Here is a 23,755-nt window from a genome sequence, read left to right as displayed (position 1 = left end):
CACCTGGTCAGTGCGTGCGGATGTTAAGCAGATAAAAGTTTCTGAGAACAATATTAGGGTTTCCGCGGTGTTTACTGAAGCTCGCCGTCAGAGTATCGCTGGCCTGGCGGGTAGTGTTGCCTGCGTTTCTCATTGTCCTGGCTCGTTCATTTTGCTTGCCTTTGTTAAGTATCTTTAAACGGATACACATCGCCGATCCCGGTAGTCAAACTTCTCCTTTCCCGCTACAGTTATTCATCCACGGCGATTAAGGAGAAGATCATGCTCTATATCTTTGATTTAGGTAATGTGATTGTCGATATCGACTTCAACCGCGTGTTGGGCACATGGAGCGATCTGAGCCGTGTACCGCTGGCCTCGCTGAAGCAAAGTTTCACCATGGGGGAGGCTTTTCACCAGCACGAGCGAGGTGAAATAACGGATGAAGCCTTTGCCGAGGCACTATGTCATGACATGGCGCTGCCGCTAAGTTACGAGCAGTTCTCTCACGGCTGGCAGGCCGTTTTTGTGGCATTGCGCCCTGAAGTCATCGACATCATGCATAAGCTGCGTGAGCAGGGGCATCGGGTGGTCGTCTTGTCGAATACTAACCGTCTGCACACAACATTTTGGCCGGATGAATATCCTGAAATTCGTCAGGCTGCTGACCATATTTATCTTTCCCAGGATCTGGGCATGCGAAAACCGGAAGCGCGGATTTACCAGCATGTCCTGCAGTCTGAAGGTTTTTCTGCGGACGATGCGGTATTTTTTGACGACAACGCCGATAATATTGAAGGAGCTAACCGGTTAGGGATTACCAGTATCCAGGTCGTCGATAAAACGACCATTCCTGACTATTTCGCGAAGTTGTTATGCTAAAAAATGTTCAGCAACAAGCCAGGCACCATACGCGTCCTGTACGGGCCTGGCTGAAGCTACTATGGCAGCGGATTGATGAGGACAACATGACGACGCTGGCAGGGAATCTTGCCTACGTTTCACTGCTCTCATTAGTGCCGCTTATCGCCGTTGTGTTTGCTCTTTTCGCCGCATTTCCGATGTTTTCCGACGTCAGTGCCCAGCTACGTCATTTTATTTTTGCAAACTTTATCCCGGCGACGGGAGACGTCATCCAGCGTTATATCGAACAGTTTGTCGCCAACTCGAACAAAATGACGGCCGTTGGGGCATGTGGGCTGATTGTCACGGCGTTATTGCTGATGTATGCCATTGATAATGCTCTGAATACTATCTGGCGCAGTAAGCGCACTCGTCCCAAAGTTTACTCTTTCGCCGTTTACTGGATGATTTTAACGCTGGGGCCGCTGCTGGCGGGGGCCAGTCTGGCGATCAGCTCTTATTTGTTGTCATTGCGCTGGGCCAGCGATCTCAACTCGGTGATTGATGACGTCTTGCGTATTTTCCCTCTGGTGCTTTCCTGGCTCTCGTTCTGGCTGCTTTACAGCATTGTGCCAACTACGCGTGTGCCCAATCGTGATGCTGTTATTGGCGCCTTTGTGGCCGCCGTGTTGTTCGAGGCCGGAAAGAAAGGATTTGCACTCTACATCACGATGTTCCCGTCGTATCAGCTCATTTACGGTGTCCTGGCGGTGATCCCCATTTTATTTGTCTGGGTATACTGGACGTGGTGTATCGTCTTGCTTGGCGCGGAAATAACTGTCACTCTCGGGGAATACCGCAAACTTAAACAAGCCGCAGAACAAGAAGAAGCAGATCAACCATGATTGCATTAATTCAGCGCGTAACCCGTGCCAGCGTCACCGTGGAGGGCGAGGTGACGGGTGAAATTGGCCCAGGACTTTTGGTCCTGTTAGGTGTCGAAAGGGATGATGACGAACAGAAAGCGAACCGTCTGTGCGAGCGCGTACTCGGCTATCGAATCTTTAGCGATGCCGAAGGAAAAATGAACCTCAACGTGCAGCAATCAGGTGGCAGTGTGCTGGTGGTTTCACAGTTCACGCTGGCGGCAGATACCGAACGTGGCATGCGCCCGGGGTTTTCGAAAGGCGCTTCGCCCGAGCGGGCAGAAGCGCTGTATGAATACTTTGTTGAGCGTTGCCGCCAACAGGAAATGAATACGCAAACCGGTCGATTCGCTGCGGATATGCAGGTTTCACTGGTTAATGATGGCCCCGTGACGTTCTGGTTACAAGTATGAACCAGCTACCGGTGTGGCCGCGGGCAACAAGAGAGAATACGACTATGTATCACCTTCGAGTACCGCAAACAGAAGAAGAGTTGGAGCGTTACTACCAGTTTCGCTGGGAGATGTTGCGTAAACCGTTGCACCAGCCCAAAGGCTCCGAACGGGATGCCTGGGACGCGATGGCGCATCACCAGATGGTGGTGGACGAAGAGGGAAATCTGGTCGCGGTTGGGCGTTTGTATATCAATGCGGATAACGAAGCCTCCATACGTTTTATGGCCGTTGACCCCTCTGTGCAGGAGAAAGGGTTGGGCACGCTGATGGCGATGACCCTGGAGTCTGTGGCGCGTCAGGAAGGGGTAAAACGCGTAACCTGTAGCGCCCGTGAAGATGCGGTCGAATTTTTCGCCAAACTGGGGTTTGTGAGTCAGGGCGAAATTACCACGCCGCAAACCACGCCGGTGCGCCATTTTTTGATGATTAAACCCATCGCAACGCTGGACGACATTCTCCATCGCGGGGACTGGTGCGGACAGCTACAGCAAGCCTGGTACGAACATATTCCATTGAGTGAGAAAATGGGCGTGCGCATTCAGCAGTACACTGGGCAGAAATTTATTACGACGATGCCAGAGACAGGCAATCAGAACCCGCACCATACGCTGTTTGCCGGAAGCCTGTTTTCACTGGCGACGTTAACGGGCTGGGGGCTTATCTGGCTGATGCTGCGCGAGCGTCATCTGGGGGGGACGATAATCCTCGCCGACGCGCATATCCGATACAGCAGGCCAATTACCGGGAAACCTACCGCTATTGCCGATCTGGGCTCGCTGAGCGGTGACCTGGACCGTCTGGCAAGAGGCCGCAAGGCGCGCGTTCAGATGCAGGTCGGGGTGTTTGGCGATGATACGCCGGGCGTCGTGTTTGAAGGTACCTACATTGTGCTACCCGCGAAACCGTTTGGCGCATATGAAGAGGGCGGGAATGAGGAAGAATAGGTCAGAGGGGATCCTCTTTACTCGATGAATGCGTCTGCCGGAAGGTTAAAGCGTTCTGCGAGCATTTTAATATGACTTATAGTCAGTGCTCTGCGACCATTCAAGATGTTGCTGACATTGGATTTTGAACCAAGTTCGTTGGCAAGATCTGCTGCTTTGAGACCATGTTGATCCATGAGCGTACGCAGTAACGCAACGCCATGAGGAGTATGTTCCAGTTGTTGGTTGAGGGCACTGAACTCAGGCGCATGTTTTTCGTAGTCGCGGATCCGAGCTGAAAGCAGCTCAAACAACGGGTTTTCCAGGTCGTCACGATCAACCAGAAACTCCACCAAAGCGAGTGCTTTTCGGTACTCTGTCTCATTTTGTTCTTTGCCTAACAGGGGGATTTTTTTCACTGCATCGGTAAAGGTATCGATCATCAATTTTACACTGGCTGTGTCTATCTGATGGCTTTCATGCGTTCTCATTCTTTGTGACCCCGATAGTATGTGGTTAGTCTGTCATACTCGGCATGGTGAACGATATGCTTCACAAATACCTTTTGCAGTTTGAAATCAATATAGGCAATAAGTCTCAAGCAGTTACCTGAAACATTAATCACCCACCATTTATTTCTGTATTTAAAATTATCCAGTGAAGGTATGTACTGCTTCATCTCTTCAGGAGTGTGGAACATTTTTTTCTCTAAAATATTCAGCAAATCAACGAGTGCTGCCATGTGGTTTGGAAAACGGAGTCTTGCCTCGTTGAAAGGTTTTCGGCTGATAACATGCATGGTGTAGATCCATTACAAGGTTTTCAACCTGAAAACAAAATAACGCAAGGCAATTAAGTTTTCAAGATGAAAACAAAAGATTAATCAAGCATGTCTTCCTGCTATAGGATTAACGACGCGCCAGGCCACATCTCGCATAACATTTCGTGCCGCCTGGCTCACTCCTGCCAACTGGAAAAATCCGTGGATAACGCCAAGATAGCGTTGGCAGGTGCACTCCACGCCCTGCTCCAGGAACCGTTGATACAGGGCCTCGCCCTCATCGCGCAGTGGGTCGAATTCGGCTGTAATGATGTGCGTGGGCGGCAGACCGTTGAAGTCTTCACGCCAGACAGGGCTGGCTTCAGGATGCCGCAGGTCGGTTTGCGGCAAATACATCTCGTAGCCCGAAAGCAACGTGTCACGCGTGATAATGTAATCCTGCCCATTTCGGTCGTAGCTCTCAAACCTGGCGGTTGCGTCCAGCATCGGGTAAATCAGCATTAGCTGCGCAGGTTGCCATTGATTGGCAGCTTTCAGGCGCAGTGCGGTGACCAGCGCCAGATGCCCGCCCGCACTGTCGCCAGCAAGCGTAATCCTGCCGCGGTCGACACCCAGTTTCTGGGCATACTTCCAGATAATATTGGCTCCCGTTTCAGCGTCGTTATGTGCAGCCGGGAAAGTATGCTCTGGTGCAAGGCGATACTGCACCGCAATGACTCGACAGCCGCTGTACCAGGCGAGCTGCCTTAGCTGGTTATCATGCGTCGCGAATCCGCCACTAACAAAGCAGCCACCGTGATAATAGATAACGCAGGGTAGATTTCCCGTGGCGCCCCGCGGCGAAACAACGCGAAATGTCATTGCATCGAGTTCAATATCTTCAACCTGTACGCGGGTTTCAGTTTCTCCTGCCAGTACCGTGCTGGCAATGTAGCCTGCTCTCCGGTCATCAATATTTTGCTCGCGCGAAGAAGGGCGTCCCGCCGCGATAAATGCCTCAACCAGCTGTGCAATCCCGCTTTCCAGTGCCATTTATTATTTTCCTTATCTGTATGGATATACAGTTTTATAACCTGGATAGCCACGAATGAGAATGGGAAAAGTGACGGGGTGTACGATTCTGGAAAGCGGCTCGCAAAAGTAAAAATCGTTCGCGTGAAGGCTATTTTCTCGCTTTTCTCGGGTGTATGTTGTGTGGAAATTAATCGCCAATGATATACTGGAGGTATATGTGAGTATGATGGCTGGGATGGATATGGGCAGAATTTTACTCGATTTATCAGACGAAGTGATCAAACGTCTTGATGATCTCAAGGTGCAGCGTAATCTGCCGCGGGCCGAGCTTTTGCGGGAGGCTGTTGAACAGTATCTTGAGAGGCAGGATCAAGCTGAAACGACAATTTCACGTGCTCTTGGGCTATGGCAAGGTTGTGAGGAAGATGGCGTTGATTATCAGCGTAAACTCCGTGAGGAATGGTAATGGTCACAGGATCTGCGCTTTTTGATACCAACATCCTCATCGACCTGTTTAGCGGGCGAAGTGAAGCAAAACTAGCGATAGAAACATGGCCGCCGCAGAACGCAATCAGCCTCATTACATGGATGGAGTTGATGGTGGGCGCAAAAAAATATCATCAGGAATCTCGCACACGCGTTGCGCTAGGCGCTTTTAATGTGATCGGTGTTTCACAGGATATTGCTGAACGAAGCGTGAGTATCAGGCAGGAATATGGGATGAAATTGCCGGATGCCATCATTTTGGCCACTGCGCAGATTCATCGTCTTACACTGGTTACGCGTAATACCAGGGATTTTGCAGGCATATCCGGCGTGGTCACACCGTATACGTTATAACCCGGGCGACCTGCGCCGCCCGGTAGTGCGAAGAACTTACTCCCCTTCACCCGGGAACAGGAACGGGTTGATGGAGCTGCGGGCAAAGCCCTCTTGCTCCATGTGTGCGTCCAGCATCAGTGAAGCGAGATCGTCGGCTACGGCCTCGACTTTCGGGTCTTTTTCCTGATAGAGAATCTTCAGGTAAGTCCCGCAATCGCCGCAGCTTTCAGCTTTAATTGCCGCCTGTTCGTTATCCAGCGACCAGTAGTTCAAATCACGGCTCTGCTCACAGTTGCTGCACTTCACGCGCACCACGTGCCACTCGGTTTCGCACAGGTTGCAGTGCAAATAGCGCAGCCCCTGAGTGGTACCGATTTGCACCATGCTGGAGACCGGCATTGAACCACACACCGGGCAGTACTGACGCTGTTCGCCGTATTCCGCACGGGCTTTGCCGGGGATCAGGCTCGCCATCTGCGCCCAGTAGAGCGACAGGGCAGCCCAAATGAACGGTGCTTTGTCGCTGCTGACGGAGGCGAAATCGGAGGCAAACAGCGCGCTGGCCATCAGTTCCAGCTCCTGCTCCGAGGCTTTTTCAAGATTCTCGATTACGGCCAGCGCAGGGCCGCTCATTTCCGGCTTCAGCTCAGCAATTAGCGATTGCAGCAGTTTTTGCCAGTGCTTGTCGCGTGGCAGAACGTGGATATCCAGTGGCGGTTTGCCCTGATCGTTCGCTTCTTTGATGCGAGCGGTCAGATCCATCTGCAGCGGATGGTCGTACAACACCACTTCCTGCGCGTGAGCGATCAGCGCGGCAAAACGCAGGTAATCACCCAGCGGGTTGTTCTCGGCCAGCTCGCGCAGACGTTCAGCGCGGCGGTTATACAAATTTTTGAGTCTGGGGAATAATAACGGCGGAATCATATCCGCCGTGCGTTTCTCGCTCTTCTCCAGCTCATCTTGCGGGATTATGCGAATACTCATTCAGATGACTTTTCCTGTTTCTGGCGGACTTCACGGTACCAGCGCGGGTGATGTTTCTTCGCCCATGAGCTGGTAACCCATCCTTCCACCATCGCGGTAATGGTGCCTTTCACCCAAAGGGCGGCGTAAATGTGCACCATGATAACCACAATTAACGCTACTGCGGCAAATGAATGCAGCATTAACGCGAATCGGATCACCGGGATTGAGAAAGCAGGCGCAAAATACGGACGCCAGATGACCACTCCGCTCACCAGCAACAGGACCAGGAAGATAATCGCCGCCCAGAATACGCATTTCTGGCCGAAGTTATAACGTCCCGTGTCACCTACTTCCTCGTTGACGACAATCTTACGAATATTCTTCGCCCAAAAGATATCATCCCGATTGATTAGATTGTGGTGCCAGTAACGGAAAAACATGATGATAAACGAGGCAAACATGATCACGCCGACAAACGGGTGCACAATTCGCGCCAGTTGCGGCGTGCCCATGATGTGCATCAGCCAGTTAAAAGACGGGAAGAGAAAACCCATCCCGCTCACTGCTGCCAGAATGAAGCAGAAGGCGGTGATCCAGTGGTTGATGCGTTCCGGCGCCGTGTAGCGCACGATGGTGTCACGTCGTTTCATTTGCGCACCTCGTCTTTTTCTTCATGCAGATTGTCTTCTTCCTCTTCCGCACGGTTCGGGCCTACGCCGACGTAGTGGAAGATACTGGCCGCAAATGTCGCTGCAAAGCCGACGGCTGCGAGAGGTTTCCAGATGCCTTTCCAGAACTTCACGGTGGCGCTGATTTCCGGGTTCTCCGGCAGACCGTGGTACAGATTCGGCTTGTCCGCATGGTGCAATACGTACATCACGTGCGTACCGCCAACGCCTGCCGGATCGTACAGACCCGCGTTTTCGTAACCACGCGTTTTCAGCTCCGCCACGCGCTCACCGGCCAGCGTTTTCATCGACTCTTTGGTGCCGAAATGAATAGCGCCGGTTGGACACGTTTTCACGCAGGCTGGTTCTTGTCCGACCACTACACGGTCAACGCACAGCGTACATTTGTAAACGCGGTTGTCTTCCGGGTTGAGGCGCGGCACGTCGAACGGGCAGCCCGCGATACAGTAGCCACAGCCGATGCACTGCTCGGACTGGAAGTCGACGATACCGTTGGCATACTGAATGATTGCTCCTTCGGCCGGACACGCCTTCAGGCAGCCCGGATCGGCGCAGTGCATACAGCCATCCTTGCGGATTAGCCACTCCAGTTTGTCGTTTTGTTCCACTTCCGAGAAGCGCATTACCGTCCAGGATTTAGCGGTCAAATCAGCCGGGTTGTCGTACACCCCAACGTTGTTGCCCACTTCATCACGGATGTCGTTCCATTCTGAACACGCCACCTGACACGCTTTACAGCCGATACAGGTGGTGACGTCGATAAGCTTCGCCACCTCTTCCTGATGGTCCCGCGCCTGAGGCGCGGGGGTGAAACCGTTAGTGGCGGAACGACGAATGATGTCTTGCGATTGATAAGCCATAGGTCGTCTCCGTTACACCTTTTCCACGTTCACGAGGAAGGACTTAAATTCCGGCGTCTGCGTGTTCGCATCACCGACGAATGGCGTTAACGTGTTAGCGATAAAGCCTTTTTTCGCCACACCTTCGTAGCCCCAGTGAATCGGGATTCCGATAGTGTCGATATCCTGACCGTTGGCCTTCAACGTGCGAATACGTTTAGTCACCACCGCTTTGGCTTTAATGTAGCCACGGTTAGAGGAGACTTTGACGGTATCGCCATGAGAGATACCGAGCTTATTCGCCAGCTTCTCGCCAATTTCCACAAACTGCTCCGGCTGGGCGATAGCGTTAAGCAGCGCATGCTTAGTCCAGTAGTGGAAGTGCTCGGTCAGACGGTAGGTCGTACCGACGTACGGGAACTTATCCGCTTTACCCAGTGCTTCCGCGTCACCTTTAAAGATACGTGCGGCAGGGTTAGAGATAACGTTCGGGTGCAGCGGGTTAGTCCCCAGCGGCGTTTCAAACGGCTCGTAGTGTTCCGGGAACGGACCTTCTGCCATCTTATCGATAGCAAACAGGCGTCCCATCCCTTCCGGCTGCATGATGAACGGCCCAACGTTGCTGCCCGGCGCGGCGGCACTGTAGTCTGGAATATCCATCCCGCTCCATTTCGCCCCGTCCCATTTCAGGATCTGACGTTTTGGATCCCACGGATTCCCCTGCGGGTCTGCGGAGGCGCGGTTATACAGAATGCGGCGGTTGAGCGGCCACGCCCATGCCCAGCCCAGCGTATTGCCAAGGCCTGACGGATCGGCGTTATCGCGACGTGCCATCTGGTTGCCTTCCGGCGTCCAGCTACCGGCAAAAATCCAGCAGCCGCTGGAGGTGGTACCGTCGTCACGCAGTTGGGCGAACGAGCTAAGCTGTTGGCCTTTCTTGACGATAACGGCACCGGTGGCCGGGTCGATAATGTCGGCCAGGGCTTTTCCGTTGCTCTCCATCGCCACTTCTTCCGAAGCCGGTTCGTGCGGTGTGGAGTAGTTCCAGGTCATGCTCAGTACCTGTTCCGGGTTCGCGCCACCCTGTTCGGCATACATCTTGCGCAGACGCAGGAAGATACCGGCGAGGATTTCACCATCGGTAACGGCAATCCCCGGGGCATCCGCACCTTTCCAGTGCCACTGCAGCCAGCGACCGGAGTTGACGATAGAACCGTTCTCTTCGGCGAAGCAGGTGGACGGCAGACGGAATACTTCGGTCTGGATTTTCGTCGGGTCAACATCGTTCGACTCACCGTGGTTCTGCCAGAAGGTGGAGGTCTCTGTGTTGAGCGGGTCGATGGTAACCAGGAACTTCAGTTTGGACAGTGAAGCCACAACCTTGTTTTTATTCGGGAATGATGCGACCGGGTTAAAGCCCTGGCAGATATAGCCATTCACTTTGCCCTGGTTCATCATCTCGAAGTACTGCAGGACGTCGTACCCTTTATCCCACTTCGGCAGCCAGTCGAAGCCCCAGCTGTTTTCCGCTGTCGCTTTATCGCCAAAGAAGGCTTTCATCATCGAAACGAAGAATTTCGGGTAGTTGCCCCAGTAGTTCACCTGGCCTTCCAGCAACGGTTTTGGCGTGTTGGCGGCAAGGTAAGTTTGCAGGTCAGTTTGTTTCTCGCTTGGCAGCGTCATGTAGCCCGGCAGGCTTTGTGACAGCAGACCTAAGTCGGTCAGACCCTGAATGTTAGAGTGTCCGCGCAGGGCGTTAACGCCGCCGCCTGCCATCCCCATATTGCCAAGCAGCAACTGGATCATCGCCATGGTACGGATGTTCTGCGCACCAACGGAGTGTTGCGTCCAGCCCAGTGCGTACAGGAACGACGCGGTTTTATCTGGGCGGCTTGTTTCTGCGATGTACTCACAGACCTTCAGGAAGTCGGCCTTTGGCGTACCGCAGATATTTTCTACGACGTCCGGCGTGTAGCGGGAGACGTGCTGTTTCAGCAGGTTCCATACGCAGCGCGGGTGTTGCAGGGTGACATCGCGTTTGGCGAAGCCTTTTTCATCCAGTTCGTAGTTCCAACTGGTTTTGTCATACTTGCGTTTGTCCGCGTCGTAGCCGGTAAACAGGCCATCTTCGAAACCGTAATCCTCACGCACGATCAGGCTGGCGTTGGTATAGGCTTCAGTGTATTCGCGGTTGAATTTTTCGTTGTTCAGCAGGTACAGCAAAACGCCTGACAGGAAAGCAATGTCAGTACCGGAACGAATCGGAGCATAGAAATCAGCCACCGCCGCGGTTCGCGTAAAGCGCGGATCGATAACAATCAGCTTCGCGCCGTTGTGAATTTTGGCTTCCATCGCCCAGCGGAACCCGACCGGGTGAGCTTCAGCGGCGTTACCGCCCATTACCACAACGAGGTTGGCGTTTTTAATGTCGACCCAGTGGTTGGTCATCGCACCGCGACCAAATGTTGGAGCAAGACTTGCTACCGTTGGTCCGTGTCAGACGCGTGCCTGGTTGTCGACCGCGAGCATACCAAGCGCGCGGGAGAATTTTTGTGTTAAATAGCCGGTTTCGTTACTGGAAGCGGAAGCACACAGCATCCCGGTGGAAAGCCAGCGGTTAACGGTTACGCCTTCGGCGTTTTGTGCAACGTAGTTAGCGTCGCGGTCTTCTTTCATCAGCTTAGCGATGCGGTCAAATGCCTCATCCCAGCTAATCTGTTGCCACTTATCAGAGCCAGGTGCGCGGTATTCCGGGAATTTCAGGCGGCTTTCAGAGTGGATGAAGTCCACAAGTCCTGCCCCTTTCGGGCACAGCGCGCCACGGTTCACCGGGTGATCCGGGTCCCCTTCGATATGGAAGATGGATGCTTTGGCGTTTTTTGCTCCGTCACCGAGACTGTACATTAACAGTCCACAGCCAACGGAACAGTAAGTGCAGGTGTTACGGGTTTCGCGGGTGCGCAGCAATTTATACTGCCGTGTTTCCGCTAGCGCTACGCCGGGTGCAAAGCCCAGTGCCGCTGCCGTGGTGCCTGCCATACCGCCAGCGCAGATCTTAAAGAACTGCCTTCTGCTGACCTGCATGGTTCGCTCCTTGTTTCGACATTGTCACGTTCCCTTCGTTTTCCTATAACGCGAACGCGAGGGAAGTGGTTGTTATTTTTCTTTGCGGACGGGACCGCAAAGGTCCAGAATTGGGTGAATTTCCCTCCGTCCAGGAGGGGTTTGTAAAGAATACCACAATGTTGGTATGCGTGTTCCAATACGGTTAAAAGAAAGTGAATAAGATTATTCAAGAAAACATCAAGAATGTGACATCTCCGACAGGATCTCGTCAGTTGACCCTCTGGAAGCGCGAGGACTTGCAACATCCTCAGCCAGATGAGGTAGCTGAAGAAGTGCCTGTGGCACTGGTATACAACGGGATTTCACACGTGGTGATGATGGCATCCCCGAAAGATCTTGAGCACTTCGCGATGGGTTTTTCACTTTCTGAAGGCATTATTGAGTCCTCGCAAGATATTTACGGGATGGACGTGGTGCCTTCCTGCAACGGATTAGAAGTGCAGGTTGAGCTGTCCAGCCGGCGCTTTATGGGGCTGAAAGAGCGTCGTCGCGCACTGGCCGGTCGGACTGGCTGCGGTGTTTGTGGCGTGGAGCAACTTAATGATATTGGCAAACCGGTCCAGCCGCTGCCGTTTACCCAGACATTCAATCTGGCACATCTTGATAACGCCTTAAGGCATCTCCCTGATTTCCAGCCTGTTGGGCAACTGACAGGCTGCACGCACGCGGCTGCCTGGGTACAGCCGTCAGGTCATCTGGCGGGTGGGCATGAAGATGTTGGACGTCATGTTGCGCTGGATAAACTGCTGGGACGACGTGCGATCGAAGGGGAAACCTGGCAGCAGGGCGCGGTATTAGTCTCCAGCCGCGCCAGCTACGAGATGGTGCAGAAGTCGGCAATGTGCGGCGTGGAAATCCTGTTTGCTGTTTCTGCGGCGACAACGCTCGCTGTGGAAGTTGCTGAACGCTGTAACCTGACGCTGGTGGGTTTTTGCAAACCGGGCAGGGCGACGATTTATACACATCCCGAGCGTCTGATAACTGAGTAACCAGTATTCAATTAATTTGAATAAGACTGGCAAATCCTTCCGCTTTTAGTTGTGCGATGAGATGGCTATTATTTATCACATCAAGGCACGGTGCCTTAATTAAACAACTAAGTTAAAGGGTTTATATCATGAAAAGCATCAAAACTTTTGTCGCAGTTATCGCTCTGGCTACTTCTTTCGGTTCTTTCGCTGCTCAGACAGTTACCGCAACCGGTTCTACACTGGAAAGCGCTGAAGCAAAAATTGCCGCTCAGGCTGAACGTGCAGGTGCCAGCGATTATAAAATCACTCAGGCATACACCGGCAACCGCGTGCACATGACCGCTGAACTGCTGAAATAAGATACCTCAGTACTGTCGAAAGAGCGCCCTTGAGGCGCTTTTTTCATTTCCGGCATTCACTGCCTGAGCAATGCGATAAACGCGTTATAGTCTTTCAATCTCGCAATAGTTTCTGCCGGATGGCTGCTCAGCACGCTGGATAAATAACTGAAGATTTTTAGCTCATGCCGCGCCTCGGCGGCGGCACAGGCGATCAGGACATGGCTGACCGGTTCGTTATTCACCAGAATAGGGTGTGCGAGGGTAATAAAGAAACCACGAAAGCGGCGCTCCTGTTCGCTCCAGCAATGAGGAATCGCCAGGCGATTCACGATCAGGTTTTCACCTTCATGCTCCCGGGCGCAAATGCGCAGCGCTTCGTCCTCGGTGATATGGCTCTGTGCCACAAGCTGGCCGCAGATCCGGCCGATGATACTCTGCCAGCTTTCGGCCTTCATATTGGCGTAATGGAAGCTGCCCGGCTGTAAAAAGAAACGTTCGGGCTGCTGGCGGATAAAGGCCGTCGCGAGGAAGTGTTTAATCTGCTCGGTACCCGCAGAGGTGATGATATTCTTGATGGTTAAGGTGTTTTTTATATATTCATCAAGTAAATAGTGACTATTGTTGATGATTAACAGTGGGGTGATTTCTTCACTGATGGCGCTGACTTCACTCGTATTTCGCGCAATGATCACCCGACAATTCAGAACATCTCGCTCAATAGCCTGTTGGTTGATGGTGGCGATAGCATTCTGGTCGGATAACAAAATGACCGGCTGGCGCTCGTTTTGATGGCGCTCCAGGGCGCAGGCGAAGTAAAGCCCGATGAGGTCGCTATCGAACAGTGGGATATCCAGTTTTTCACGCAACAGGGCAATAAAACGCAGACTCAAATCGAAGGCGGCAGGCCAGGTCGACTTCAGGTTGTGCATACTGCTCTGGCGATGTTCCGGTACCCAAACCGGGGCAGAGACGCATCTCAGCAGGTGGCCGGTAATATTATCAACCAGTTGGGTATCGATAACGTTCAACGCAGCGATGCCGGGAACGCTTTTTAACAACAAGGTCACCGCATCGGCAGAAATTGTCATTGCCTGCTGTTGTCTGATTTCCAGAAGGCCGATCAGTGTTCTGAAGGCGTTCTCGCCCAGGTAGACTCCTCCTTGTTCCACCGCATTTTTCAGTGAAACATACCGACACTCCGGCCATGATCCGGAGAGCTGGTTACGCAGGGCATAGACGGCCAGCACCAGACTTGCCAGGTACTCTCCCGAAATGAGCGGGAATTCATTAAGTTTTTCACATGCTGCATTGAGCCTGTCGATATTGTCCCGGGTAATACCCGGCAGTGGAATTAAGAGGGGATCTTTTTTAAGCAGATTCGCCAACAGGATAATGCGCTTTTCTTCCGGTTCATCAATGAAATGACCGACGCCCGGGCGACTGGCAAGACAAAAGGCCCGCTCATAGCGCTGCTTCAACCGTGGGAGACGATCGGCCACCCAGGTTTCAGGTAAATTGAGCGCCGAAGCCAGCTGTACACGGGGTGTAAAGGTATTGAGCAGAAGAAAGGCCAGCAACCGGTCATCATTATCATGGCGTTGCAGAAGCTGAAAATAACCGCGTCTGTCGACAATTTCCAACTGATAGCCCGCACTGCCGCCGGGCTGAATGCGGGCCTTACCGCTGAGGGTAAAATTGAGGTAGTCAATATCGCGCAGGATGGTTCTGCCTGAAACGCCAGTTTGCCGCGCCAGGTCGCCCAGCAAACACGGCTGCTGTTCAAGAAGATCCACCAATTTTAACTGGCGTTCCGAAAGCATTAACTCTCCCGGCGAAAGTCAGTAAACGCGCGGACCTTTTCGGTCGACAGCGAGGTGAGCAGTTCGTGCACCAGCGTAAACAGCGCGTCGTAATCCGATGCGGAAATCATGCCGCTGTTGGCGTGGAGATAGCGAGTCGGCAGGCATAGTGCCGCCACCGGACGACCGCCGCCCATAACGTTATAGCGTCCACCGTCCGTCGCCCCGGTTTTCATGGTGCAAAACTGCAATGACGCACCGCTGTTTTCTGCACACGCTTTTAATGTGGCAACCAACTGCTGATTAGGGAAATAGCGCTTATCGAACAGCATCAGCCCTGGGCCCTCGCCAAGCTTGAGTGGGTATTTAATGCTGTCGATTCCGGGCACATCGCCCGCAACCGCAGTATCCAGCACGATAACCACATCGGGCTTGATATGCTCCGCTGAGGTTTGCGCCCCGCGTAGACCCACTTCTTCTTCCACGCTGCCCACGCCGTACAGGGTAATTTCAGGGTTATCCACGGTTTGTAAAAGCTCGGCCATCAGGGCGCAGCCGACACGATTATCCAGCGCTTTGCCGACGATCTTATCTTCGCCCCAGCGAGCGAAATTGGCTTCCGGGCTAACGAAATCACCGATCGCAATTCCGCGGTTTTCTACTTCTTCGCGGCTGTTGGCACCAATATCGATGAATATTTCGTCAAATGTCAGAGGTTGCTGTTTCTGCTTTTCCGTTAAGGCGTGCGGTGCCACGGAGCCGATTATGCCAGGGATTTTAACGCCCTTGCGGGTGCGGATGGCGACCCGGTGGTTCAGCATCGACTGGCTCCACCAACCGCCAATGGTGGTGAAGCGCAAAAAGCCGCTTTCGTCGATATGCGTGACCATAAAGCCCACTTCATCCATGTGGCCGACGATGGCAACCTTCGGCCCACGGTTGCCCTTGCGTGCGACAAAGCTGCCGAGGCCGTCAAAAGTGATTTCATCGACGCTGGAATCCAGCGCATTAATGAGAAGAGTGCGAACTTCCTGCTCATCACCGCTGACGGCGCTGGCTTCGCATAACTGCTGAAGTAACTCAATGTTCATGGGCAAGCTCCTGCTGTGCGGCTTTACGTTTCAGCCACAATCCTTTCAGGATGATAATTAACGAAATGTTCAGCGCCAGACCGATAGCCAGCACCAGGTAAAATGACCCCACCGGAGACATCAGGCCAATCAGCGGATCAAAGATACCTAAACCCGGCGCGAGACGTTTGATTCCAAAGGCGATGACCAGCATGCCGGTAATACCACCGGAGAGTGTATTGGCGGTAATCATCGGCAGCGGCGCGGCCAGCGCATAGGGGATTGCCGGTTCGGTGGCGACGGTGGCACCCACCACAATCGCACTGCTGGCGGCGGCCTTCTCCTGCTGGGTAAACAGTTTCGGCGCTAAATAGGTAGCGATACCTGCCGCGACGGGCGGCATCAGCGCCACCACGCCGACGATGGCGTACCAGTCATAGATATGTTTTTCCAGCAGTGAGAAGCAGAAGAACCAGGCCGTTTTATTGATTGGCCCGCCCATATCAAATGCCAGCATTGCGCCAACGAGGAAGGCTGCGCCCATTTTCATTGATGGTGGAATGGTGTTCAGGAAGTGCAGCAGCCCCCCCATGATGTCGGACATCACCGGGCCGATGACGTAATAAGTCAGTACGCCAAACACCAGCAAAGTGACAAACGGGATCAGCATGGAGCCGAGCAGCGGCTGCAACGCTTTGCCGAGCCGAACCTTGCGAAACCAAAGCACAAAGTAGCCAATTGCCAGCCCGAGTACGACCGCGCCGAGAAACCCCGCGCCGGACTGGGTGCCGAGTAGGCCTTTATCGTTCGCCAGGTAACACACCAGAAACGCCGGGGCAAAAGCGGGCTTATCGGCAATCGACCACGCGATGTATGCCCCCATAATGGGGATCATAAAGGTGAAACCCAGATAGCCGATGGATTCAACAACCCAGGTGAACGACGGCGCACCTTTCGACATATCGGCATAGGGCAAACCGAACTGCACCAGCATATTAGCGATGGCGACCAGAATACCGCCGCCAATAACAAACGGCAGCGCGGCGGAAACGCCAGCCATCAGGTGGCTCATCACGCTACCGTGCTGGACCTCCTGTTTTCCCAGCTTCACGCTGCTATCAGTGGCAAAAAGTTGTGAGTGAGTCGGTAACTGCGTAAAAATCAGGTCGATATTTTTCAGCGCCTGGGAAATGGCTATTTCATAGACTTTTTTCCCGGCGAAACGCGCCCGGTCTTCACCGCTCAGGCCGCGACCTGTAGCCAGAATAACGTAATCGGCAGCGGCAATTTCTTCACTGGTCAGTCGGTTTTCGACGCCGCTTGAGCCCTGGGTTTCGACTTTAATCGTATGGCCGAGCGAGCGCGCTTTTTGCTCCAGCGCTTCTGCCACCATATAAGTGTGGGCGATACCCGCCGGACAGTTGGTAATCGCCACTAAACGCAAGGATGACTCCATAGCCGCTTCCTTATGAGGTTAAGGTCTGATTGAGCAGGGCGAGCACCTGGTTGGTGTCGCCTTGCTTCAGTTGGTTGATGAAATCTTGATGGATAATTTTGCGGCACAGGGTGCCGATAATTTTGACCTGATCGTCCTCGCCCGTTTGTGGCACGCCGAGGCAGATCCAGCAGTTAACGTCCTCGCCGTCGCTGGCTTTCCAGTCCACTTTTTCTGATTTGCGCGCGAACAAGACGAAGGGGCGTGTGATACAGACGCTTTTACCGTGTGGGACGGCAATGCCCGAACCAAAGCCGGTGGAATGCAGCTTTTCGCGTATCAGCAGCGTTTGCAGGAAGGCGCTGCGGTCAGAGACGTAGCCATTTTGAAGCGCCATATTCGCCAGTTGCTTGAGGATGGCATAAACGCTATTCCCCTGAATATTCAGGTCAATGCAGTTAGCTGTAAGGGCTGTCATGATGGGACTCCGTTAAAAACTGTTTGATTTGATTTTAACGGTGAGATGGTGAAGAGATGAGCAGCAATATGTCAGCGGGAAGTGACAATTTGAGGCAGAGTTAGCGCCTGGTTTTGTGGGGTAAAACACATAACGCTACAGGTGATTACCCTGATGAATATTTCGCCAGGGTAATTATATTCTTAGTGTATACCCACCATTCGTAACAGCGCGGTTACCACCGCAGCGGCAACGATCACCACGATCAGCGGCATCTTACGCCAGGCGAGAAATACCGCAAAAGCCACGCCGAGTACGCGCGCCATTCCGGCAAAGTGTTCGCCCTCGTAAAAGGTGGTCGCCAGCGCAACGGAGAACAGTAATACCGTTGCGGCGTCGGAAAGCAGCGCCTGCGAGCGTTCTGAGAACGCTAAACGGCTTCCAAGCTTGGCTCCTCCTAAACGCATTAAATACGTTCCCAGAGATAACATGGCGATACCGACGATAAACAGCGTCATGTTGCCCATTATTTTTTCCTCGTCAGTAAGCCAAAGAGTGAGAGCAAAACCGGTAAACCGACCGGCGCAAAGGGAATGGCGGCAAGCGACAACGTGGCGCCGCTACAGGTACGAATCAGCGTAGTGCGGTTTTTGAATGCCGGGACGACCAGAGCCAGCAGAATGGCAGGGAAGACGGCATCCAGACCGATGGTTTCCGGGGCAGGGAGCAGTTTGCCGACGCCTGCGCCGATCAGGGTGCCAACAGGCCAGAAAATTGCGACGCCCAGACCGCACAGCCAGTAGGCGGCTTTACGTTGCTCAGGCGTTTTTTGCGACAGGCCAAAGACCACGCTTTCGTCGTTCATAATATGACAGCCGAGGAAACTGGCAGCCCGGGTGCCTACCAAATCGCGCACGGTGACGCCGAACGGCACGTGTCGGGCGTTAACCAGTAAACCCGCAGCCGCAGCCGCCAGTGGATTACCACCGCTGGCGATAATGCCGATAAACATAAACTCGGACGCGCCCGCCAGCACAGTAATAGAGAGTACAAACGGTACCCACAGCGGGAAGCCGTACGCCATCGCCAGCGAGCCGTATGACATGCCGACTACACCGACGGCCAGACAGACTAAAAATATTGCTTTTATCGTGTCGCCTTTGAGACTGGAAAAATAATGTTTCATACCGTTTTAGCCATATCGAACGAGTTTCCATTATAATGAACGCGACCAATTGGCTTTACAAGTCGAACAATTCGTTCGATATAAAAAACATGGAGTCGTGAATGACCCAGCCCATCAGTATGATCGCGAAAAGTCTGGTGCGTGAACGTCAGCGTACCGGTTTGTCGCTGGCGGAGATTGCCCGTCGCGCGGGGATTGCAAAATCGACACTCTCGCAATTGGAAGCGGGCAATGGGAATCCTAGCCTGGAAACGCTCTGGTCGCTGTGTGTGGCGTTAGATATTCCCTTTGCGCGCCTGCTGGAACCGCAGGAGCAAAAAACGCAGGTGATTCGCCGCGGCGAAGGGACAAAAGTCGTGGCTGAGCAGGCCCACTATCAGGCCATTTTACTGGCCGCCTGCCCACCGGGCGCGCGGCGGGATATCTATCTGCTGCTGACGCAGCCGGGCGCGGATCGTATTTCACAACCGCATCCACCGGGATCGGTTGAACATATTATCGTAACGCAGGGTAAGGCGATGGTGGGATTGACGGAAGCGCCGGAAGAGTTAGGTGAGGGGGATTATATTTGTTACCCCGCCGATCAAGCGCATATCTTTAAAGCACTGGAGCCTGACACTCAGGCGATTCTGGTTTCTGAGCAGAGTTAATTGAACGCTTATTAAATAAAGGCGCGGCGATTGTCGTTCGCGCCTTTATTATTTTTAATTATATTTTATTGTTATTCATATAAAATTGTTTTTATTATTTTTCGTTAATTTCAGCACTATTGTTATATCCCTCACATTCTTAATTATATCTACGTTACACATAATAAAATCAGTATGATAATAAATATTAACCTGCACTGGTGCCACGTTTTAATGTTCTGAATTTATTTCAGTCATCGGTATCGTATTACCTATAAAAATATTTTTTGGATTTGCATGTTGCGCGTCTTCCGGTCGGAAGACGTTGGACGATCTTTATTTCAAGGAAAGCAAATAATGAAGAAATCGACGTTAGCTTTAGCAATAGGTCTATTATTAGTGGCAAATAATGGCTTTGCTAAAACGCAAAAAATGACTCTGGAACAGCGGCTCGAACAGCTGGAGGCTCGGCTGGAAGCTGCGGAAAACCGCGCGGCAAAAGCGGAAAATCAGGTGCAGCAATTGCAGGTACAGCAGGCTGCGGAGATCCAGGAAATTAAAGTTGCTCAGGGGAATACGCCAGTCAACGGCATTACGCCCGCACAAGAGACCAAAAAGAACGCCACCACCCCTAACCTGGTGCTCTCCGGCTATGGCGATCTGAAAATCTACGGCGACGTGGAATTCAACATGGATGCGGAAAGCAACAAAGGCGTGCTGGCGGCAACCAATTCGAATGTGGGCGACCCAACCAATGAACGCTGGGATCTGAACGGACGCATCCTGCTGGGCTTTGACGGTATGCGTAAGCTGGATAACGGCTATTTCGCCGGTTTCTCAGCGCAACCGCTGGCTGACATGACGGGTTCGGTCAATCTTGATGACGCCGCTTTCTTCTTCGGTCAGGAAAATGACTGGAAAGTAAAAGTCGGTCGTTTCGAAGCTTACGATATGTTCCCGCTGAATCAGGATACCTTTGTTGAGCATTCAGGGCATACCGCCAACGATTTGTATGATGACGGTAGCGGCTATATCTACATGATGAAAGAAGGTCGTGGCCGTTCAGATTCCGGCGGCAGCTTCCTGATGAGCAAACAGCTCGATAACTGGTATTTCGAGTTAAATACCCTGCTGGAAGATGGTACCTCGCTTTATCAGGATAGCCGCTATCATGGTCGTGAAATGTCGCAGGAGAAAAACGTGGCTTATCTGCGCCCGGTCGTCGCCTGGACACCGGTGGATGCGCTGACGATTTCTGCGGCCATGGAATCGAACGTTATCAATAACGCCTATGGATATACCGATGCTCAGGGCAACTTTGTCGATCAGTCCGATCGTACCGGTTACGGTATGACGATGACCTGGAACGGTCTGAAAGCCGATCCGGAAAATGGCCTGGTGTTTAACCTGAACACCGCTTATCTCGATGCGGATAACGAAAAAGATTTTACGGCGGCGGCCAACGCTCTGTGGAAGCGCTTTGAACTGGGCTATATCTATGCTCATAACAAGATCGACGAATTTAACGGTCTGATCGATCACGATGATAATGACTGGTTCTACAATGAGGGCACTTACGATATTCATACCATTCACGCGTCTTATTTAATTCCGAATGTGATGGATATGCAGAACTTTAATATTTATCTCGGCGCTTATTATTCGATGATTAACAGCGATAACAGCAATCCGGAGAATTATACCGACGACGACGACCGTTACGGTGCGCGTCTCCGTTTCAAATACTTCTTCTGATTTTCCGTTCTCAGGCGCCTGGATTCAGGCGCTTTTTTCTTAGAGCCTGGTCATCAGGCTTTTATTTCCCCACCCAGTTATTTTTGATTTTGAACTTGTCGGCGCGGTTGTAGCTACACGAGTAGTTAAATGCCGTCCCGTCTTCCAGTTTGGTGACGCCCGGAGACTTTCAGCATCGGTATGCCTGAGCAGGTGCCTGGTTGTGGGGAAAAGGCGTGGATGACAAAACGAACGCAATGCTGCTGACGGGAGAAAAAGGTTTCCTCCCCCGTCAGGGGAGGAAACAGAGAGGTTAAGGCAGATAAAACACTTCTTTTAGCTCAGCGCTGACCGGACTGTTGTCCGGGTTTGCCGGCATTACATCACGCATATGCTTCCACCAACGCTGGCAAACATCGGTGCTGGCAATGGCGTTCCAGCGCTCTTCTGACTCAATCTCGACGGTGGCGAACAGCAGGTTGCGTTCCTGGTCGAGATAAATCGCGTAGTGATGGGCACCGTGCTCTTTCAGCACCGCTTCCAGTTCTGGCCAGATGGGATTGTGCCGACGTTGATACTCAACGTGCGCGTCGGCATTCACCTGCATCACAAAGGCCTTGCGGATCATAACGCCTCCAGATACAGCTCGCGGACCTCATCGCGGCTGGCGGTGCGTGGGTTACACGGCGCACATGGATCGGCCAACGCTTTATCCAGCCAGCCTTCGATATCCTCTTTCGTCACGCCAAGAGAACTAAAGCCAGCCGGAATACCTACACGCTTGCTCAGGGCACGAATCGCGGTGATGGCCTCCATGCTTGCCGCTTCGTCGCTCATCCCGCGGGTGTCCACTCCCATCGCCTGCGCCACTCGGACAAAACGCGCCACGGCGTTCGGGCGGTTAAAGTTTTCGATGATCGGCAGCAGGATAGCGTTGCAGACGCCGTGCGGCAGATTATGGGTCGCGCCTGGCTGGTGTGCCAGCGCATGCACCAGACCCAGACCTGCGCTGTTGAATGCCATACCCGCCAGATACTGACCAAACGCCATTTGCTCACGGGCCTCGAGGTTATGACCATCGTCGACCGCTTTCGGTAGCCACAGGTTGATCAGGCGAATTGCTTCCAGGGCGTTGGCGTCGGTGAGCGGATGCGCGCCAACGGAAACATAGGCTTCCACCGCGTGAGTCAGGGCGTCCATGCCGGTTGCGGCGGTAACGGAGGCTGGGATTTCCAGCATCACGCTGGCGTCATCCACGGCGATATCCGGGATGATGTTCGGGTCGATGATCACCTCTTTGACCTTACGGGCAGAGTCGATAATGACCGCGTTGCTGGTCATCTCTGCTGCTGTACCAGCAGTGGTATTGATGGCAACCAGCGGCACGCCCGCATTTTTCACTTTGCCCACGCCGGAGTAAGCGGTAGAAGGGCCAGGGTTGGCGGTCAGGATCTTCACCGCTTTGGCGGTATCGATCGGGCTACCTCCGCCGAAGGCGATAATATAGTCACATTCTGCCCCCTGATATGCCGTAAAACCTTTCTGTACCAGCTCTTCTGTCGGATTCGGGAACACCTCATCAAACAGGTGGTAAGACATTTGATGTTCATCCAGTGCGGCAAACAGGCTATCCAGCAGGCCCAGCTTCACCAGCTGACCATCGGTGACGATCAGTGCTTTGCCCCATTGTTTATTCGCCACGAGATTCACCATATCGGCAATCGCGCCGGCGCCATGCAGGCTAATTTTTGGCAGTGCCAACATAAAGCTCATCACTATTCTCCTTAAAAAAAATCCCTGGTGCCCGATGGCATTACGCTTATCGGGCCGACGGTGAAACGTGCATCGTCATGTAGGCCGGATAAAGCGAAGCCGCATCCGGCGTTGAGTTGGCAGGTATCAGTACAGCTCTACGGCACTTGCCAGCGGAGTCACGCCAAAGCGTTTAGCCAGTGCTACCAGCTCTTCACGCGTGATGGTCTGCTTCATACCGCCCATCGAATAGATTTTGACTAAAACTTCGGCGGATTTTTCTGCGGTATCTATCAAGCCAAATGCTTCGTCGAGGGAGGGACCGCTGCCGAACACGCCGTGGAACGGCCACAGTACCAGCGAGTGTTTCTGCATTTCCTCGGCGGTTGCCTGGCCGATTTCATCCGTACCCGGCACCATCCACGGCAGAATGCCGACGCCATCCGGGAACACCACCAGACACTCGGTGCTGCCTTCCCACAGTTTGCGGGTAATCAGCGGGGTATTGTTTTCCAGCACGTAGGTCAGGGCGATCAGGTTGGTAGCATGGCAGTGCATGATCACGCGGTCTTTGCCGTTCGTCGCTTTAATACGCTCGCAATGGGAGAGGAAGTGAGCCGGCAACTCAGAGGTTGGCACCGCTTCGTGGGTCAGGCCCCAGAGGATGTGGTAGCCCGCGCCGTCGCTGTCTACTTTCACCACGCCCAAATTTGCCGCGGGATCGAGCTGAACGTTACGGAAAAATTTACCGGAACCGGTGACGATAAACGGCGTGTTCGCCAGCAAAGGCATTGGCTGACTTAGCGCGATATAACGCGGTTTTTCGTGGAAATCGGCGCTAAATGGCGCAATGTCAGCCTCATCCAGACGCAGCGTCAGGTTGCCGCCGTTACGTTCGTCCCAGCCTTTCAGCCACGCGTCGGAAGTGGCTTTGATCATCCCCTGGACGAACCAGGAATTAGTCATGTTTTGCATATTCGGTGATCCTGTTGATTGCCCGATCGTTATCGGGTCTTAC

Annotated in this window: 26 protein-coding genes; 10 read left to right on the top strand and 16 right to left on the bottom strand. The window is 53.1% G+C overall.

Annotated elements, in window-relative coordinates:
* Positions 1-261 precede the first annotated feature (261 nt).
* The 4 genes from yihX to fabY are packed head-to-tail and all read left to right on the top strand — an operon-like array spanning position 262 to position 3,147.
* Complete coding sequence (yihX, locus tag HV237_RS23335; protein WP_016157873.1) at positions 262-861, top strand: glucose-1-phosphatase; 600 nt, start codon at positions 262-264, stop codon at positions 859-861.
* Positions 855-1,727 (top strand): virulence factor BrkB family protein, encoded by an 873-nt coding sequence (locus HV237_RS23330; RefSeq protein WP_019077938.1) that lies wholly within the window; start codon positions 855-857, stop codon positions 1,725-1,727. Before yihX ends, HV237_RS23330 begins: the two co-directional genes overlap by 7 nt.
* On the top strand, positions 1,724-2,161 hold the full coding sequence (gene dtd, locus HV237_RS23325) for a D-aminoacyl-tRNA deacylase (RefSeq protein WP_016157874.1): 438 nt from the start codon (positions 1,724-1,726) through the stop codon (positions 2,159-2,161). The genes HV237_RS23330 and dtd overlap by 4 nt, the downstream gene beginning before the upstream one ends.
* A 44-nt stretch (positions 2,162-2,205) precedes the next feature.
* Positions 2,206-3,147, top strand: coding sequence for a fatty acid biosynthesis protein FabY (gene fabY / locus HV237_RS23320; protein ID WP_003825286.1), 942 nt, complete (start codon positions 2,206-2,208; stop codon positions 3,145-3,147).
* 17 nt (positions 3,148-3,164) lie between these two features.
* Here the strand turns inward: fabY and HV237_RS23315 are convergent, their stop codons facing one another.
* The 3 genes from HV237_RS23315 to HV237_RS23305 all read right to left on the bottom strand — a co-directional run bounded on the left by HV237_RS23315 (position 3,165) and on the right by HV237_RS23305 (position 4,939).
* Positions 3,165-3,617 carry a helix-turn-helix domain-containing protein gene (locus tag HV237_RS23315; RefSeq protein WP_047357781.1) on the bottom strand — a complete coding sequence of 151 codons (453 nt, stop codon included), beginning with the start codon at positions 3,615-3,617 and terminating at the stop codon, positions 3,165-3,167.
* Positions 3,614-3,925 (bottom strand): type II toxin-antitoxin system HigB family toxin, encoded by a 312-nt coding sequence (locus HV237_RS23310; RefSeq protein WP_047357780.1) that lies wholly within the window; start codon positions 3,923-3,925, stop codon positions 3,614-3,616. Before HV237_RS23310 ends, HV237_RS23315 begins: the two co-directional genes overlap by 4 nt.
* 84 nt (positions 3,926-4,009) lie before the next feature.
* On the bottom strand, positions 4,010-4,939 hold the full coding sequence (locus tag HV237_RS23305; RefSeq protein WP_047357779.1) for an alpha/beta hydrolase: 930 nt from the start codon (positions 4,937-4,939) through the stop codon (positions 4,010-4,012).
* Positions 4,940-5,144: 205 nt separating this feature from the next.
* Between HV237_RS23305 and HV237_RS23300 the strand changes: the two genes are divergently transcribed.
* Positions 5,145-5,387, top strand: a complete 243-nt coding sequence (locus HV237_RS23300) for a CopG family transcriptional regulator (RefSeq protein ID WP_016155181.1) — start codon at positions 5,145-5,147, stop codon at positions 5,385-5,387.
* The gene (locus tag HV237_RS23295) at positions 5,387-5,761 is read left to right on the top strand and encodes a type II toxin-antitoxin system VapC family toxin (protein WP_016155182.1); all 375 of its coding nucleotides are present in this window, start codon (positions 5,387-5,389) and stop codon (positions 5,759-5,761) included. The genes HV237_RS23300 and HV237_RS23295 overlap by 1 nt, the downstream gene beginning before the upstream one ends.
* Positions 5,762-5,797: 36 nt before the next feature.
* Here HV237_RS23295 and fdhE read toward each other — a convergent pair whose 3' ends face one another.
* Genes fdhE through fdnG form a run of 4 tightly spaced genes read right to left on the bottom strand, consistent with a single transcriptional unit; the run spans position 5,798 to position 11,321 of the window.
* Entirely contained in the window at positions 5,798-6,727 is a 930-nt protein-coding gene (gene fdhE / locus HV237_RS23290; RefSeq protein WP_003028685.1) for a formate dehydrogenase accessory protein FdhE, read from the bottom strand.
* Positions 6,724-7,359 carry a formate dehydrogenase cytochrome b556 subunit gene (gene fdoI, locus HV237_RS23285; RefSeq protein WP_003028686.1) on the bottom strand — a complete coding sequence of 212 codons (636 nt, stop codon included), beginning with the start codon at positions 7,357-7,359 and terminating at the stop codon, positions 6,724-6,726. The genes fdhE and fdoI overlap by 4 nt, the downstream gene beginning before the upstream one ends.
* Positions 7,356-8,258 carry a formate dehydrogenase O subunit beta gene (gene fdoH, locus HV237_RS23280; protein ID WP_003028691.1) on the bottom strand — a complete coding sequence of 301 codons (903 nt, stop codon included), beginning with the start codon at positions 8,256-8,258 and terminating at the stop codon, positions 7,356-7,358. The genes fdoI and fdoH overlap by 4 nt, the downstream gene beginning before the upstream one ends.
* A gap of 12 nt (positions 8,259-8,270) precedes the next feature.
* Complete coding sequence (gene fdnG / locus HV237_RS23275; protein WP_131405487.1) at positions 8,271-11,321, bottom strand: formate dehydrogenase-N subunit alpha; 3,051 nt, start codon at positions 11,319-11,321, stop codon at positions 8,271-8,273.
* A 194-nt stretch (positions 11,322-11,515) separates the two neighbouring features.
* Between fdnG and fdhD the strand changes: the two genes are divergently transcribed.
* Together fdhD and HV237_RS23265 are read left to right on the top strand one after the other, a co-directional pair.
* On the top strand, positions 11,516-12,352 hold the full coding sequence (fdhD, locus tag HV237_RS23270) for a formate dehydrogenase accessory sulfurtransferase FdhD (RefSeq protein WP_049040549.1): 837 nt from the start codon (positions 11,516-11,518) through the stop codon (positions 12,350-12,352).
* Positions 12,353-12,480: 128 nt separating this feature from the next.
* Entirely contained in the window at positions 12,481-12,693 is a 213-nt protein-coding gene (locus HV237_RS23265) for a DUF1471 domain-containing protein (RefSeq protein WP_003825262.1), read from the top strand.
* Positions 12,694-12,749: 56 nt separating this feature from the next.
* Here HV237_RS23265 and HV237_RS23260 read toward each other — a convergent pair whose 3' ends face one another.
* The 6 genes from HV237_RS23260 to HV237_RS23235 all read right to left on the bottom strand — a co-directional run bounded on the left by HV237_RS23260 (position 12,750) and on the right by HV237_RS23235 (position 18,622).
* Positions 12,750-14,495, bottom strand: a complete 1,746-nt coding sequence (locus HV237_RS23260) for a putative frv operon regulatory protein (RefSeq protein ID WP_047357777.1) — start codon at positions 14,493-14,495, stop codon at positions 12,750-12,752.
* A complete protein-coding gene (locus HV237_RS23255) occupies positions 14,495-15,565 on the bottom strand; it encodes an aminopeptidase (protein WP_047357776.1) in 1,071 nt (356 codons plus the stop codon). The genes HV237_RS23260 and HV237_RS23255 overlap by 1 nt, the downstream gene beginning before the upstream one ends.
* On the bottom strand, positions 15,555-17,000 hold the full coding sequence (locus HV237_RS23250; RefSeq protein WP_047357775.1) for a PTS fructose-like transporter subunit IIBC: 1,446 nt from the start codon (positions 16,998-17,000) through the stop codon (positions 15,555-15,557). Before HV237_RS23250 ends, HV237_RS23255 begins: the two co-directional genes overlap by 11 nt.
* A gap of 10 nt (positions 17,001-17,010) precedes the next feature.
* Positions 17,011-17,457 (bottom strand): PTS fructose transporter subunit IIA, encoded by a 447-nt coding sequence (locus HV237_RS23245; protein WP_047357774.1) that lies wholly within the window; start codon positions 17,455-17,457, stop codon positions 17,011-17,013.
* A 182-nt stretch (positions 17,458-17,639) separates the two neighbouring features.
* Entirely contained in the window at positions 17,640-17,963 is a 324-nt protein-coding gene (locus HV237_RS23240) for an AzlD domain-containing protein (RefSeq protein WP_016155190.1), read from the bottom strand.
* A complete protein-coding gene (locus tag HV237_RS23235; RefSeq protein ID WP_047357773.1) occupies positions 17,963-18,622 on the bottom strand; it encodes an AzlC family ABC transporter permease in 660 nt (219 codons plus the stop codon). Before HV237_RS23235 ends, HV237_RS23240 begins: the two co-directional genes overlap by 1 nt.
* A 101-nt stretch (positions 18,623-18,723) precedes the next feature.
* On the opposite strand from HV237_RS23235, the gene HV237_RS23230 reads away from it, so the two are divergent.
* Positions 18,724-19,272: an XRE family transcriptional regulator gene (locus HV237_RS23230; protein WP_016155192.1), complete on the top strand. Its 549-nt coding sequence runs from the start codon at positions 18,724-18,726 to the stop codon at positions 19,270-19,272.
* A 336-nt stretch (positions 19,273-19,608) separates the two neighbouring features.
* Complete coding sequence (locus HV237_RS23225) at positions 19,609-21,006, top strand: carbohydrate porin (protein WP_047357772.1); 1,398 nt, start codon at positions 19,609-19,611, stop codon at positions 21,004-21,006.
* A 292-nt stretch (positions 21,007-21,298) separates the two neighbouring features.
* Here the strand turns inward: HV237_RS23225 and rhaM are convergent, their stop codons facing one another.
* The 3 genes from rhaM to rhaD all read right to left on the bottom strand — a co-directional run bounded on the left by rhaM (position 21,299) and on the right by rhaD (position 23,712).
* Complete coding sequence (rhaM, locus tag HV237_RS23220; protein WP_047357771.1) at positions 21,299-21,613, bottom strand: L-rhamnose mutarotase; 315 nt, start codon at positions 21,611-21,613, stop codon at positions 21,299-21,301.
* Complete coding sequence (fucO, locus tag HV237_RS23215) at positions 21,610-22,758, bottom strand: lactaldehyde reductase (RefSeq protein ID WP_047357770.1); 1,149 nt, start codon at positions 22,756-22,758, stop codon at positions 21,610-21,612. The genes rhaM and fucO overlap by 4 nt, the downstream gene beginning before the upstream one ends.
* A 126-nt stretch (positions 22,759-22,884) precedes the next feature.
* Positions 22,885-23,712 carry a rhamnulose-1-phosphate aldolase gene (gene rhaD, locus HV237_RS23210; RefSeq protein ID WP_016155197.1) on the bottom strand — a complete coding sequence of 276 codons (828 nt, stop codon included), beginning with the start codon at positions 23,710-23,712 and terminating at the stop codon, positions 22,885-22,887.
* Positions 23,713-23,755 lie beyond the last annotated feature (43 nt).

The organism is Citrobacter sp. RHBSTW-00570, from assembly GCF_013739755.1.
Classification (GTDB): domain Bacteria; phylum Pseudomonadota; class Gammaproteobacteria; order Enterobacterales; family Enterobacteriaceae; genus Citrobacter; species Citrobacter braakii.
Note: the sequence above shows the minus strand (reverse complement) of the source record. Positions and strands in the feature narration are given on the sequence as shown.